The sequence below is a fragment of the Streptomyces sp. NPDC048473 genome (assembly GCF_043200155.1).
Classification (GTDB): Bacteria; Actinomycetota; Actinomycetes; order Streptomycetales; family Streptomycetaceae; genus Streptomyces.
Genome location: NZ_JBICXE010000046.1, coordinates 19,426 through 33,783 on the forward strand (window position 1 = coordinate 19,426; position 14,358 = coordinate 33,783).

Genomic DNA, 14,358 nt, shown 5'->3' on the forward strand with positions numbered 1-14,358 from the left:
TTGGCGAGAACACCTCGAGCACCGGAAGGCCGGCACGGGACCCGTGACACCGCAGATCGATTACAGGGGGTTGTTCGCAGCCACGCCCAGTCCGTACCTGGTACTGGACCCCGACTCTGTGATCGTCGACGTCAACGAGGCGTATCTGCGGGCGGCCGCCCGGAGCAGGCAGGATCTGATCGGGCAGCACCTCTTCGAAGCCTTCCCGGACAATCCGGCGGACCCCGACGCGGACGGTGTGCGGAACCTGGACGCCTCGCTGCGCCGGGCCCTCGACTCGAAAGAGCGGGACACGATGGCAGCTACCGGCGACTGGGCCCGGAACGCCTCGCCGATGCCCTGCCGGCCCACCTCGGCGTCAGCGGCGGCGCCAGTGACGACATCGCCCTCGTCGTCGTCCGCCTATGAGCCCGCGCCTGCGATCGTCACCACACCCCGCGCCCCCGCCTGCTCACCCACGCCGTGATCCCTGCATGCCGACAGCTCCCGACCGGGCAGAACAACTTCGGACGCGAAGCGGGCACGACGGTGCCGTCGGCGCGGCCTCCGCGATCCGCGGCTACGACAGTGGGTGGTGCCGCGGAAGACAGCCAGTGGGTCAGCTCAGCAATGGAGGAAGGATACGAAATGCGCATAGGGTTCCCATATGTCACATGCCGGTGAAGGCGGGGCGGGAGGGATCAAGGGCCTACCGCGGTGGCGTCCTCGGCCCGGTGGCGACAGGACGTGGGTCTGGTGGCTTCCCCTGCTGCTCATTGCCGTGGACGTGCTGGTGGATCTGGCGTTGCTCCACAGCAGCGAGCCGCTGAGCTTCCTGCTCGTCGGAGCCCCGCCCCTGGCGGCCGCCACCCGGAGCCCGCGGCACACCGCCGGGATGACCGTCGTATGTCTGGGGCTGGAGATGTGGATGGCCTCCCTGCGCCCGGGGCACTTCGCGGAGCAGCACCATGTGGCCATTTACATCGCCACCGCACTGATCGGCGTCGCCAGCGTCGCGCTGTCCCGGCAGCGGATCCGGGCCGAGGCCAGCCTGGTCCACGCCCGCTCGGTTGCCGAGGCCATGCAGACGACGCTGCTGCGCCCGTTCCCGGAACGGCTCGGTCCGGTACGGGCAGCGGGCTTCTACGAGGCGGGTGAGGGCGGCACGCTCGTCGGTGGTGACCTCTACGACCTGTGCGAGACCCCGTTCGGCGTGCGGGTCGTCCTCGGTGACGTACGCGGGAAAGGGCTGGATGCCGTTCAGACGGTCGCCGCTGTCCTGGGGAGCTTCCGGGTCTCCGCCCACGAGTGGACGGACCTGAGCCGTCTCGCGGAACACCTTGAGCTCAGTATCGCCCGCAATGCCGGATGCCCGGCAGGCGACGAGGAGCTGTTCGTCACGGCTCTCATTCTGGAATTCCCACCCGAGGGAGGCTCGGTGAGGATCGTCGATCGCGGACATCCGTCACCGCTGCTGCTCACGCCGCACGGCACGCAACGGCTTCGTACCGCCCCTGCACTTCCTCTGGGGCTGGGCAACCTGAGCCTCGGGAGCGCGGAGGTCACCACTCACCCACTGCGGGCAGGGGAAGTGATCCTTCTGTACACGGACGGGGTGAGCGAGGCGCGGAACGCGGGGGGCGAGTTCTATCCGGTGATGGACCGGCTGACGGATCACTTCGGTAACGGCCGCAGGCCTCTGGACCCCGAGGCTCTCGTGTCCTTCATCAGGGACGACACGGACAAGTGGTCGGCGGCCGGAGCGAGCGACGACCGGGCCGTGCTCGCTCTCACCCTGACGTAGGCGTCCCGGGGCCTTCGGGCCTCGGCCCGAGCCTTGGCACGCCGGGCCTGAGGGGTCTGCACCTGCCTGGTTCGAAGGAGGCCGCCGGGCCGCGCGCCGGGGCGGCGTCACGGAACGGATGGGCTGCTCGGCGGCGGGACAGCCGGCAGCGCCTGTTCCGTCCAGATGACCTTGCCGTGGTCCGTGTAGCGAGTCCCCCATCGGTCGGCGAACTGAGCGACGAGGAACAGCCCGCGGCCCCCCTCGTCCGTGGTGGCAGCCTGCCGCAGATGAGGCGAGGTGCTGCTGTGGTCGGAGACCTCGCAGATCAGGGAGCGGTCACGGAGCAGCCGTACACCGATGGGGCCCGTGGCGTAACGAATGGCATTGGTGACCAGTTCACTGATGATCAGCTCCGTGGTGAACGCCTCCTCCGCCAGATCCCACTCGGCCAGCTTGCGGGACACCTCGACCCGTACCCGGGGCACCGATGAAGGGTCGGACAGTACGTCCAGCTGGACCACGTCCGCGGCGTCCAGCCTGCGTGTACGGGCGACGAGCAGCGCGATGTCGTCGCAGGCGCGCTCGGGCACGAGGGTGCGCAGGACCGCCTCGCAGGTCTCCTCGGGGGTCCGGTCGGCGTTCTCGGCGAGGGTCCGGCGCAGGAGCGCCAGCCCTTCGTCGATGTCCCGGTGCCGGTCCTCGACGAGACCGTCCGTGTAGAGCACCAGGCGGCTGTTCTCGGGCAGCGGCGCTTCGAGGGTCTCGAAGGGCAGCCCCCCGAGCCCCAGCGGCGGGCCGCCGGGCACATCGGCGAATACCGAGGTGCCGTCCGGGCTGACGATCACCGGTTGGAGGTGACCGGCCCGCGCCATGGTGCAGCGCCCGGACACCGGATCGTAGATCGCATAGAGGCAGGTGGCGCCGGTGACTCCCGCGTCGGCGCTGTCGACGGCCTCGTCCTGGTCGATCTGGGCGACCAGTTCGTCGAGGTGCCACAGGATTTCGTCGGGCGGCAGGTCCAGCGTGGAGAAGTTGTGGACCGCCGTGCGCAGGCGCCCCATGGTCGCGGCGGCGTGCAGTCCGTGGCCGACGACATCGCCCACCACGAGCGCGACGCGGGCGCCGGACAGCGGGATGATGTCGAACCAGTCCCCGCCGACACCGCCGAGCCCGCCCAGTCCGGCCTGTGCGGGCACGTACCGGTAGGCGACGTCGATGGCGCTCTGTTCCGGGACACCGCGCGGCAGCAGGCTGCGCTGCAGGGTCACCGCCATGGTGTGCTCGCGGGTGTAACGGCGGGCGTTGTCGATGCTCACCGCGGCCCGGGCGACCAGTTCCTCGGCGACGGACAGGTCCTCGTCCTCGAACGGCTCGGACTTCGCCGAACGCCAGAACAGGACAACGCCCAGAATGGCACCGCGGGCGCGCAGCGGAATCGCGATCATCGAGTGGAATCCGTAGTCGACGAGCTGCCGGGCCCGTGCGGGATCCTGCTGCTGCCACCCGGAGAAGGCCGCCAGATCCGCGTCGAGCACCGCCTCACCCCTGCGCAGGCCGGCCCCCATGGGCGTGGTCGGCAGAAAGCGGATCACCGAGTCGACGGGATAGAGCGCCGTGTCCTCCCGGAGGCCGCCGAAGGCGGTACGACGCCACCCCTCATCCGTGCCCGCGGCCGTCGGCTCCTCGCCGCGCAGTACGGCCTCCGCCACATCGACGGTGGCGAAGTCGGCGAAGTGGGCCCTCGCGAACTCCGCCAGTTCCTCGCACGTGCGCACCACGTCGAGGGTGGTGCCGATCTCCGCGCCGGCCTCGTACAGCAGATTCAGCCGCCGCCGCGCCACATCGGCCCTGCCGGTGAGTGCCCGGAGCTCGGTGGTGTCACGCAGTGTCGTGACGCTGCCGGGCGGGCCGCCGTCCCGGTCGGTCGGCCTCTGGTTGACAGCGAGCAAGCGTTCGCCGACCGGAACCACTTCGTCGGTCACGGTCCTCCCCGAGACCAGCAGCTCCGTGGTGACCGGATCCAGCCCCAGCTCGGTCGTCGCACGTCCCTCCACGTCCGTCGGCAGGCCGAGCAGCCGACGGGCCTCGTCATTGGCGAGCAGCAGCCGACCGTCGCCGCCGATGATGAGCACGCCCTCCCGCACCGCGTGCAGGACGGCGTCGTGATGCTCGTACATCCGAGTCATCTCGGTGGGGCCGAGGCCGTGGGTCTGGCGGCGCAGCCGTCTGCTCATCAGCGCCGTCCCGGCCGTGGTGATCAGCAGGATCCCCGCGGCGGATCCGAACAGGAGAGGAAACTGCTGCTCGACGACGCCGCCCACGCGGTCGATGGTGATTCCGGCGGACACGAGGCCCACAACGGTGCCATCACTGCCGATGACGGGCACCACTGCCTGTACGAGTGGGCCAATGGTTCCGGTGATTTTCTCGACGACGATGCCGCCGTTCAGCGCGGGCTCCAGGTTGCCGACGAACTTCTTCCCGATCCGGTCGGGCAGGGGGTGGGTGTAGCGGATTCCGGCCCGGTTCAACACGACGATGAAGTCGACTCCCGAGAGTTTCCGGGCCCTCTCGGCCAACGGCTGCAGCACCGCGGTCGGGTTCGGGCTCTTCAGCGCTGCCTCGATCCCCGGTGAATCGGCAAAGACCTCGGCGACAGCGACCGAACGGCTGCGGGCTTCTCTTTCGCTGTCGGCTCGGGACTGCAGCACGAGCGCCGCCACGGCTGCGGCCACGAGCAACACGACAATCGCCACCTGCAGGAGAAAGACCTGACCTGCGACAGTTCGCATCTTGAGAACCGAGCGTCGGCGGCCGTACCGTCCGGTCATGCCCTCTTTGTACACCCTCCACACACGCTGGGCGACCCCCTCGGCACAGTGCGCGACGACCGTTGGGCGCGCCCGGTGGCCGGAGTCACGCGGGTTGTGGACGGAGTCACGCGGGTTACGGAGAATCGCTCGTCGGCGGCGCTTCGGTGTCGCGGCCGGGAAGAACAGTGGTGATGAAGTCCGCCACGGCCGCTTCCAGACCGACGTCCAGCTGTGCCCGCTCGGACATGTACCACCGGTGTTCCAGCAGCTCGTGATAGAGCTCGGCCGGGTCCATGGAGCTCCGGAGATCCTGCGGAACGGCACGCACCGTGGGCCTGAAGACCTCGCGGACCCAGCGGTGTGCAAGCACCTCCGCACGGGCGCCGAGCGAGTCGCCCGGCGCGTAGTCCTCCTGTGTCGCCATCCAGCTCTCGAGGTCGTTGAGGAGCCGCCGGGCCTGGTTCTCCTCGGCATCGAGCCCGGTGAGGCGAAGCAGCTGACGCTGATGATGGCCTGCGTCGACAACCTTGGGGACGAATGTGATCGTGTCACCGTTCGCGGAGTTGACGATCTGCATCTCGGCGACATCGAAGCCGAGATCATTGAGCCTGCGCACACGACGTTCGATGTAGTGATACTTACCGGCGGGATAGACCGAAGTGCGGGTCAGCTCTTTCCACAGCTCCTCGTACCGCTGACAGATCTCTGCGCCGAACGCGATCGGATCCACCGAGGGATGGAGTGCGCCGGCGGCCTCCAGGTCGAGCATCTCTCCACTGATGTTCACCCGGGCCAGATCGATGTCGTATTCACGCTGCCCTGTGCTGAGTCGGCTGTGCACATCGCCGGTCTCCGCATCTACAAGGTAGGCGGCATAGGCGCCGGCGTCCCGGCGGAAGAGCGTGTTGGACAGCGAGCAGTCGCCCCAGGCGAACCCCGCCAGATGCAGCCGGACCAGGAGTACGGCGAGGGCGTCCATCAGCCGGTGCATCGTGGTCGGACGCATGGTCGTCTCGAACATCGAGCGATAAGGCAGGGACCCGTTGAGATGACGGGTGATCAGCACCGGCTCCAGCGGTCCCCCGTCGCTGCCGGTGCGCCCGGTAACCACCGCGAGTGGATCCACCGCGGGTATCCCCAGCCGGGCAAGGGTACGCAGAAGCTCGTACTCGCGCACCGCCGGCCGTTCGGCGAGCTCCTTGACCGCCACCACGTCGGCCCCCGCTCGGGCATAGCGAACGACGTGGCGGGAGATGCCTCGCGGCAGCGTCACCAGATGCTTCTCCGGCCACTCTTCGAGCGGCAGGTGCCAGGGCAGTTCGAGAAGCAACGCGGGGTGTTCGGGGTTGGTGGCGCTGAACTGCAAAGCCATCGGGTCGCCTCGCTCGTACGGTGACGGGAACACCAGTGTGACGCAGCTGGTCGCGAGCACCGTGGCCAAGGGGGTGAAAGCCTGAGCTTCTTGGCCACCGTCTTGGTCTCAGGATGCCGCGTCAGGCCGGCAGCGGCCTGGGCGAAGCCGGTCGGCCCGGTCGAGCAGACAGCGCTGCTCGGGCAGGCTGGTGGTCCGTTCGGCGGCGTGCAGATAGGCGTCGCGTGCGGCGGAGTTGTCGTCGGCCAGCTCCAGCAGGTGGGCGCGGACGGCGTTCGGGCGGTGATGCCTGGCCATGCGGCCGTCAGCGTCCAGGCTCTCCAGCAGTTCCAGGCCGGCGCGCGGCCCGTCGGTCATCGCGACGGCGACGGCGTGATTGAGGGTCACCATCGGGTTCGGCGCGATTCGGTCGAGAACCCGTCCGCCAAGGACGTTTTCGGCCCCTACGAGAAGGTCCTGGCGGACGACCGCCGCCTCTCCTCGGTCAGCGCAGTCCTGCGCGACGGTGCCGGCGAAGCTATTGCGGTGCTGTGCGACCGAGGCCTGCTCACCGCAGTGCGCACAGCCGCCGTCGGCGCCCTCATCACCCACGCCATGGCCCGCCGCGACGCCGCTACGCTCGCCGTCGTCGGTACCGGCGAACAAGCCCGCCTCCAGGCACTCTGGCTCGCACGGCTCCGCCCGCTCACCACGGTGCTCGTCCACGGCCGGAGTTCCCAGAGCGCCCACACCGCCTGCCAGTGGCTCGACGCACACGGCCTGAACGCACGCCCCGCAACAGCACGGGAGGCAGCGGGCGCAGCCATGATCATCACCACCACGCCTGCGACCACGCCGGTCCTGAACACAGTGCAGGTGCGCGACGGCGCGCAAGTGACGGGAATCGGCACAGACATGCCACACAAGAACGAACTCCCCGCAGCCCTGTTCGGCCGAGCGCATCTGATCGCCACGGACGACCACGCCCAGTGCCTCGACCATGGCGACTTCGGCCATGCCGTACGGGTCGGGGCAGTCACCGAGTCCATCGACATCCCGGCAGGTCAGGTACTCAAGACGCCTCCACCTCGACCGGACGGGGCCATCAGCGTCGCCGACCTCACCGGAGTCCGAGCACTCGATGCTGCGCCGGCCTCAGCCGTCCTCGACCGGCTTCTGCCCCGCGACGACGAGGACAGGGCACCTCTATCGGCGTGACAAGGCCAAACGTGCGGATGCCATCGACCTGTCCGCCGAGCGGGTGGTCGTGGCCGGCAACGGCAACGTCGCCCTCGACGTCGCCCGCATCCTCGTCACAGACCCTTCGGCGCTGGCCGGTTCGGACATTCCGACCACGCACTCGCGGCCCTGCGCACCGCAAGGGTGCGCGAGGTGGTCCTGCTCGGACGGCGCGGACCCGAGCATGCGGCGTACAGCGCGTCCGAGCTGCTCGCCCTCAAGCACCTGCCGGGCGTGGAGCTGGTCGTCGACGACCACGATCCGCGGACCGGTGCGACGATCGACAGCGCGGCGCCGGACGAGAAGGCCGCGCTGCTGCGGGGTACGGCCCGCGAGACGGTGGACTGGTCGCGCACACCGAGCCGGAACGGCGCATCGTCTTCCGCTTCCACTCCGCACCCGTGGAGGTGCTCGGCGACGACACCGTCCGAGCCATGCGCGTGACGGGAAGTCCGGGCGAACTGGACATACCGGCCGGCATGCTCCTGCGGGCAGTCGGCTACCGCGGTGTGCCGGTGGCGGGACTGCCCTTCGACGAAGCGGGCGGCACTGTACCGCACGAGGGCGGTCGCGTGACGGGTCGGCCCGGGACGTACGTCGTCGGCTGGATCAAGCGCGGGCCCTCGGGCGGCATCGTAGCCAACCGTGCCTGCGCCGCCGAGACTGTCGGCACACTTCTGGCCGACGCCGTCGTCGGCGCGCTGCCTTCACCGGTGCGTGCGCCCAAGTCGTTCATCCGCCTCGCCCGGAGCCGCAGCCGTCATGTAGTCGACGCCCGGGGACTGGCCGCCATCGACAGGGCCGAACTGGCACGTGGCCTCGGCGACGGCCGCCCGCGGGTCAAGTTCAGCACGGTGCCGGAGCTCGTCGCGGCAGCGAAGGGCAACCGCTGGAGACTGCCGAGCTGATCCCCCGAATGAGTACCACCCCTGATCGCGTCTGCCGGAGACAGCGTTGCGGACCGTGGCAACCACGTCCTGCCCGGTGGTTCGCGACCGGAGCGCGCCGGAACCGCCTGGGGCATCGGGCAGTTCCGGACGGCCTTCGGAGTCCGGACGGCGGACCGCCTGCGGGCCTGGCTCCGGTGCGTCTCCTGCGGAGAGGGGTCCTGCCGTCATGACTCAGTGTGCGAGATGCTGTTGACGGGAGAAGGATCCGACGAACCGGCTGACTCTCGAGCCGGCATGAAGCTCGACGAATGGCTCGACGTCGGAGATCTCACTGGGGCGTAAGGACAGGCGCTCGGTCTCGATCAGGCCTCCGAGCATAGTTCTGTGCATCCAGTCGGACTGGCGCGGTCCAGTCGCCTCACGCAGCGTGCCCTCTGCGCTTCTGCCAGAAATCCCTGGCAGGCCCGACGATGCTTGCCCACCGGCGACGACCGCGCGAACTACCACGCACTTCGAAGCTGAGCACGAAGAGCACACGGATGTGCTGACCACTCCGACGTGCCCGTGACGCGCGCTCCCGCTGCCCCGGCCCGCTGCGCGTTCACTGTTCCGCCGGGAGCCCGGCAGCAGCTGCCGAGGCGGTCGGCCGGTCCTGTCGGCGCAGACATGCCGACCGCCCACTCCGCCCGCTCAGCTACCGTGTGCTACCAGCGCTCTTCCGGTTCCTGCCCTGCGACACAACGTCTCTCGGCGCATTCCGTGTTGGCGCCGGCCATTGTCCATATCCATGCCTACTGCAAAGCCTTCTCATGTCCGCACCGTGTGTGCGGACCGCGCGACGACTGATGGAGTGCACGTTGAGGACGACGTTCCGTTCTCGTATCACCGCCCGGCTCGGGCGCACCTACCTGTCCAGGATCCAGAAGTACGGGATCGGTTCTTCCACGGTCAGGCTGCTGCCCGAAGAGCTGCTGATGCTGCTGCGCAGGGATGGCCTGGACCCGGTGGACAAACTGGCCGGGCTCCGGGCGAAGACGCCGGTATCCAAGGTCTCGCTGCCGTTCGGTATGGACGCCTGGGTGGTCACCGGCTACGAGGAGTCGAAAGCCGTCCTCGGATCGGCCGACGGGTTCAGCACCGACTTCGCCCACCTCGCCTCGAATGCCGGAGTGGCCGCGGAGCAGAGCCCCGGCGGGCTCGGCTTCAGCGATCCTCCCGTGCATACGCGGCTGCGCCGCATCCTGACCCCGGAATTCACGATGCGCCGGCTGCGTCGCCTCACCCCCAGGATCGATGCCATCGTCGAGGAGCGCCTCGACGCGATGGAAGCCCGGCAGGGCCCGGTCGACCTGGTGGCAGAGTTCGCGCTGCCGATCCCCTCCCTCACGATCTGTGAGCTGCTCGGCGTGCCCTACGAGGACCGCCAGGACTTCCAGCAGCTGGCCATGGACCGCTTCGACCTCTTCGGTGGGACGACCGCACCCTTCGGCGCCATGTCGGAGTCGCTGGCGTACTTCAGGAATGTGGTCAAGATGCAGCGCGAGGAACCGGGCGACGGCCTGCTCGGCATGATCGTGAAGGAGCACGGCGACAGCGTCGACGACGAGGAACTCGCGGGCCTCGCCGACGGCGTGCTCACCGGCGGGTTCGAGACGACCGCCAGCACGATCGCCCTCGGCTCCCTCGTGCTGCTGCAGAACAAGGACGTCTTCGAGCAAGTACGGACGGACGAGGCAATGGCCGCGCCGTTCGTCGAGGAGGTGCTGCGCTACCTCTCCGCCGTGCAGATCGCCTTCCCCCGGTTCGCCCGCCAGGACATAGAGATAGCGGGGGTGGTCATTCCCCGGGGCGACATGGTGCTCTGCTCACTGAGCAGCGCCAACCGCGACACGTCGTACGTCATGGACGACGGACGTTTCGACCCGCACCGCAACACCTCGGGGCATCTCGCCTTCGGCTACGGAATCCACCGCTGCATCGGCGCCGAACTGGCGCGCATGGAACTGCGCTCCGCCTACCCGGCCCTGACTCGGCGGTTTCCCCGGATGCACCTCGCCGTCCCGCCCCAGGACCTGGCCTTCCGCAAGCTGTCGATCGTCTACGGCATCGAATCGCTGCCGGTGCACCTGCGCTGAGCGGGCGCACACCCTCAGAGCACCTGCGCACGTCACCGGAGCCGTCCCCCGGTCGGAGCTGCGGGAGTCGTCCTCCTACCAAGTGACTGCGATCCGCTGAGGACTGCGGGATGTGGTGCCGCGTCGCCACTCCACTCCGTCGGCGGGTCGCGCCAGACGGAGGCCGGGAAAGCGGGCGGCGAGACGGTGCAGGGACAGCTGGAGTTCGAGCCGGGCCAGCCAGGCGCCCAGGCAGTAGTGCGGGCCGGCGCCGAACGACAGGGTGGGGGCCTCCAAGGGGGTGAAGAGGTCGTCGAACTGCCGGGGCGGGAACACATCGGGGTCGCGGTTGGCCATGCCGCAGTCGGCGAGAACCACCGAGCCCGCCGGGATGGTCACGCCGCCGACCTCCGCGTCGGCGGCGGCGTGGCGCGCGGTCCCCCGGTCGTCGCCGAGCGGAACCAGGTGCAGCAGCCGCTCGGCCACGACCCCGGCGGCCTGTTCGTCCGCGCCGAGACGGGGCCAGCTCTCCGGCCGTTCGCCGAGCAGATAGAGCAGGGAGTTGCCGAGCATCGTCATCGTGCTGTCGTGTCCGCCCACCACCAGCCCGCACACGAGGTCGACCAGTTGCCCCTCCGGGATACCGCCCTCGTCATCGGCGGCCCGGACGAGCACGCTGGTCAGATCGTCGCCCGGCGCATTTCGCCGCTCGGCCAGCAGCGCGCTTCCGAAAGCGGCGAATTCCGCCAGCGCCGATTCCATTTCCTCCTTGGGGTGGGAGCCGTCGGAGAAGGCGTACTGGGTCCAGTGGCGCAGACGTTCCCGTGCCGGGGCGTCGAGACCCATCAGCCGGCTGATCACCTCGACGGGGAGCGGAAGGGTGAAGCGGGCCACCAGATCCACCGGAGGTGTGCTGTCGGCGAGTTCGTCCAGGCGCTGTTCCACGATCGAGGCGATCCAGGGCCGCCAGTGGGCGACGGCCCTCGGCGTGAACGCACGCCGCAGGGTGCGGCGCAGGCGCAGATGGTCCTCGCCGTCCTGGTTGAACATCAGGTCGAGGCTGCCCACCAGACCGGATTCGCCCGACAGGGACGGGGCGTCCGGTGTGTGGAGCTGTGCGCGTCCGAATCGGGTGTCGGTCAGGACCATGCGTACGTCGGCGTACCGGCTGACCAGCCAGGCATGGGTCCCGTCGGGCAACGCGACGGGCCTGGGCGGTCCGGGTGGGTCGAACCTCAGACGGTGCAGAGGGAGCGACGGCGGGCCGGTCGTCGCGTCGGTGTCGTCGGAGCGGGGCACGGGACCTCCAGGCATGCGCGGGTACGGCGAGATACGGGGCACGGGCAGGCAGCGGGAAGAGGGTTCGCAGGATCCGGCAGTCAGAGCTCGACCAGCACCTTCCCCCGACTGGCTCCCGTGTCCTGGTAGAGGCTCCGATAGGCGTCCGGGATGTTCTCGAAGCCGTGGTGGAGGGTGTGCCCGCAGCGGATCTCGCCCCGCCGGATCCTGCCGCCGAGTTCGTCGTGGAGCGCGCGCCAGTTCTGCTCGGTGAACCATTCCAGCGAGAAGATGCCGCGCACGGATGTGCGCGGGAACATGATGTACGGAAGCAGCCGTGGCCCGGTTGCCTCCCCGCCGACCTGGGTGGCCCATTGCCAGCACACGGCCACCTGGCTGTCGACGTTGAGCATGGAGAACACGGCGTCGGTGACGGTGCCGCCGAGATTGTCGAAGTATTTGTCGACTCCGTCCGGTGCGGCCCGGGTGAGAGCGGACCGCACCGCTTCGCGGCTGTCCCCGTGGCGGTAGACGACGACCGCGTCGAATCCCAGCTCGTCGAGGTATTCCGCCTTCTCCGTCGTCGAGGTGGTGCCCACCACGCGGGCGCCTGCGAGCTTGGCCAGCTGGCCGACCAGCGAGCCGACGGAGCCGGAGGCACCACTGATCACGACGGTGTCTCCCGATCGGACCGACATGAACTTGGTCAGGGTGCCCCAGGCCGTCATGCCGGGGCCGCCCATGACGCCCAATGCGGTGGGGAGCGGAAGCGCGTCGTCGTACCAGCGGGGGTCCAGGCGGCGGAAGGCCGGGAAGACCATCGGGAACGTCCCGGTCTGCCAGGGGGTGGCCGCGCCGGTGCTGACGAGATGCGTGCGCCAGCCGCCGAACCCCTGCACCAGGTCACCGGGCCGGTGGGCCGCCAGCGGACCGGCTTCCAGCACCTCCATGATCGAGTCGGCACCCATGTGCGCGCCGAGAGGAGTGTCCAGCGCGATGCCCTGGAGGTAGGGGTCCACCGATACGTAACGCGTCCTCAGCAGCATCTCGTCCGGGGCGAGGCCGACGTCGAGATCCTCCTCGACCTGCTCATAGACCTTCTCGACGTCGGGAACGCCCTCGATGTGCTCGCGTACCACCCATTTCCTGATCCTCATCCCGTTACCTTCCTTTCGGCGGGGGTCGAACGGCTCCCCGTGGCGCGCTGCGTGTCCGGTCGGGGCCCCACCGGAACGACGAGGTGGGTCGGGGGCGGCCCGCTCTCGTCGACGGACGCGGTGAATGTCCGGCCGTCGTCCCGGCAGATGAACTGCATGACGTGCCGGCCGGCCGCCGCCGCGCGGATCAGTCCGCCCGTCGTCGCCCATACGCCGGACTGGTAGAAGTTGCGCAGTCCCGGCAGGCCGGGGCCGTGCTTCTTGATGAGCGTCTCCAGCGTTTCCCCGCTCTCCACGAAGGGCTGCCAGCCGAGCACTGTGCCGTCGTAGTTGCCCGTGTAGCGGACCTGTGTGAGAGGGCTCGACACATCGCGCACGGCGATCGCGTCGGCGATACCGGGGTGGCGCCGTTCCAGGAATGCGACGAGTACGTCGCGGGCCCGCCGCTTGGCCGCGTAGTACCCGCGGCCGTGGCGTACCGGCAGCGTGTGGAGTTCCTGGCCGCCACGGGTCCGGGTCGCCTGCTCCGGTCCTTCGTCCAGGGCTCGCCAGGGGGCGATGTCGCAGAAGTAGGTGACGTACGCGATGCTCGTTCCGCGTGGGGAGAGTTCCGGGTAATGCCTGCTGCGGAACTGGACGTTGATGCTGGGGTGACGTATTCCGGTCAGGCCCGCCGCGTCCGCTTCGTCGAGCAGATAGGTCGTGCAGGGGTCGGCGTCGGGGAAGTCCCGGCGGAGGCCGAGGAAGAGTGTGAAGTATCCGGGGAACACCATGCCGGGTTCGCGGATGGTCCGGGTGTAGAGGCGGCGGTACTCCTCGTCGAGGTAGCGGCCATCGAGCAGTTCCATCATCGTGGTGCGGCCGTCGCAGGCCGAGACGACGATGTCGGCGTGCAGTTCGCTGCCGTCGCTCAGCCGTACCCCGACCGCGCGGTCGTCCTCGACCAGCACCTTTTCGACCTTGGCGTTGTAGGTCACTTCGCCGCCGAGCCTGCGGTAGCGCCGCTCGATGGACTCGGCCAGTCCGAGCGATCCGCCCTCGGGGACGCCAGCGGAGAGGTTCGCGTGCGAGGCGAGCTGGAAGTGGAACGGCAGTACCGGGAACGCCGGATGCTTCTCGTACAGGATGAAGTTGAACGCCTCACGCAGCAGGGGGTCCTTGAACCGCGCCGAGTAGTCGGTCATCAGTACGCTGATGGATTTGCGCACGACGTTGAAGTACGGGACGAAGGAAGCCAGCATCCGCCAGCGTTCCAGCGCCGGCATCAGCCCGACGGGCTTGAGGAACGGATAGACCGCGAGGCATTTGCGGAAGGCGCGCAGTTGCTTGCAGAAGTCCCGGATCAGAGTGGAGTCGGCGGGCGAGATGTCGGTCAGATGGGCCTGTAGCCGGTCGGGGTCGGAGTAGAAGTACACGGCCCGGCCGCACCGGCCGCGCACGACGTTGAACACATCGAAATGCCGTACCTCCTTGCCCTGCAACGCGCCCAGTTCCAGCCAGATCTGGTGCATCTCATTGCCGGGGCCGCTGCCGAGGAGCCAGCTGACACAGGGGTCCAGGGTGAAGTCGCCGCGGTCCCAGGCCGTGCAGCAGCCGCCCGGCAGTTCATGCATCTCCAGGACATGGGTGCGGTAGCCGTTCATCCGGGCGTAGCAGCCGGTGGACAGACCGCCGAGCCCTGCGCCGATGATGATCATCGACTGTCGTTCGGAAATCGGCTCTCGTTCGGAACGCGACATGAACCTGCTCTC

At 69.0% G+C, this 14,358-nt stretch carries 9 protein-coding genes and 2 pseudogenes; 5 read left to right on the forward strand and 6 right to left on the reverse strand.

Annotated features, from left to right (window positions below):
• Positions 1-43: 43 nt before the first annotated feature.
• Positions 44-301: pseudogene (locus ACGFU7_RS39900) on the forward strand (PAS domain-containing protein); the annotation flags it as partial.
• 345 nt (positions 302-646) lie between these two features.
• Positions 647-1,783: a PP2C family protein-serine/threonine phosphatase gene (locus tag ACGFU7_RS39905; protein WP_393702833.1), complete on the forward strand. Its 1,137-nt coding sequence runs from the start codon at positions 647-649 to the stop codon at positions 1,781-1,783.
• 107 nt (positions 1,784-1,890) lie between these two features.
• Here ACGFU7_RS39905 and ACGFU7_RS39910 read toward each other — a convergent pair whose 3' ends face one another.
• The 3 genes from ACGFU7_RS39910 to ACGFU7_RS39920 form a co-directional block, all read right to left on the reverse strand.
• Entirely contained in the window at positions 1,891-4,596 is a 2,706-nt protein-coding gene (locus tag ACGFU7_RS39910) for a SpoIIE family protein phosphatase (protein WP_393702835.1), read from the reverse strand.
• Positions 4,597-4,711: 115 nt separating this feature from the next.
• Complete coding sequence (locus ACGFU7_RS39915; protein ID WP_393702837.1) at positions 4,712-5,950, reverse strand: DUF4032 domain-containing protein; 1,239 nt, start codon at positions 5,948-5,950, stop codon at positions 4,712-4,714.
• 108 nt (positions 5,951-6,058) lie between these two features.
• Entirely contained in the window at positions 6,059-6,340 is a 282-nt protein-coding gene (locus tag ACGFU7_RS39920) for a hypothetical protein (RefSeq protein ID WP_393702839.1), read from the reverse strand.
• On the opposite strand from ACGFU7_RS39920, the gene ACGFU7_RS39925 reads away from it, so the two are divergent.
• The 3 genes and pseudogenes from ACGFU7_RS39925 to ACGFU7_RS39935 all read left to right on the forward strand — a co-directional run bounded on the left by ACGFU7_RS39925 (position 6,323) and on the right by ACGFU7_RS39935 (position 10,193).
• Positions 6,323-7,147 (forward strand): hypothetical protein, encoded by an 825-nt coding sequence (locus tag ACGFU7_RS39925; RefSeq protein WP_393702840.1) that lies wholly within the window; start codon positions 6,323-6,325, stop codon positions 7,145-7,147. The genes ACGFU7_RS39920 and ACGFU7_RS39925 overlap by 18 nt on opposite strands.
• A gap of 16 nt (positions 7,148-7,163) precedes the next feature.
• Positions 7,164-8,076 (forward strand): annotated as a pseudogene (locus ACGFU7_RS39930) (ferredoxin-NADP reductase); the annotation flags it as partial.
• Between the two features lie 827 nt (positions 8,077-8,903).
• Positions 8,904-10,193, forward strand: a complete 1,290-nt coding sequence (locus ACGFU7_RS39935) for a cytochrome P450 (RefSeq protein ID WP_393702858.1) — start codon at positions 8,904-8,906, stop codon at positions 10,191-10,193.
• A gap of 75 nt (positions 10,194-10,268) precedes the next feature.
• Here the strand turns inward: ACGFU7_RS39935 and ACGFU7_RS39940 are convergent, their stop codons facing one another.
• From ACGFU7_RS39940 to ACGFU7_RS39950, 3 genes are all read right to left on the reverse strand, one after another.
• Complete coding sequence (locus ACGFU7_RS39940) at positions 10,269-11,471, reverse strand: cytochrome P450 (RefSeq protein ID WP_393702842.1); 1,203 nt, start codon at positions 11,469-11,471, stop codon at positions 10,269-10,271.
• Positions 11,472-11,551: 80 nt separating this feature from the next.
• On the reverse strand, positions 11,552-12,607 hold the full coding sequence (locus ACGFU7_RS39945; protein ID WP_393702844.1) for an MDR family NADP-dependent oxidoreductase: 1,056 nt from the start codon (positions 12,605-12,607) through the stop codon (positions 11,552-11,554).
• Entirely contained in the window at positions 12,604-14,346 is a 1,743-nt protein-coding gene (locus ACGFU7_RS39950; RefSeq protein WP_393702846.1) for a phytoene desaturase family protein, read from the reverse strand. The genes ACGFU7_RS39945 and ACGFU7_RS39950 overlap by 4 nt, the downstream gene beginning before the upstream one ends.
• Positions 14,347-14,358: the final 12 nt, after the last annotated feature.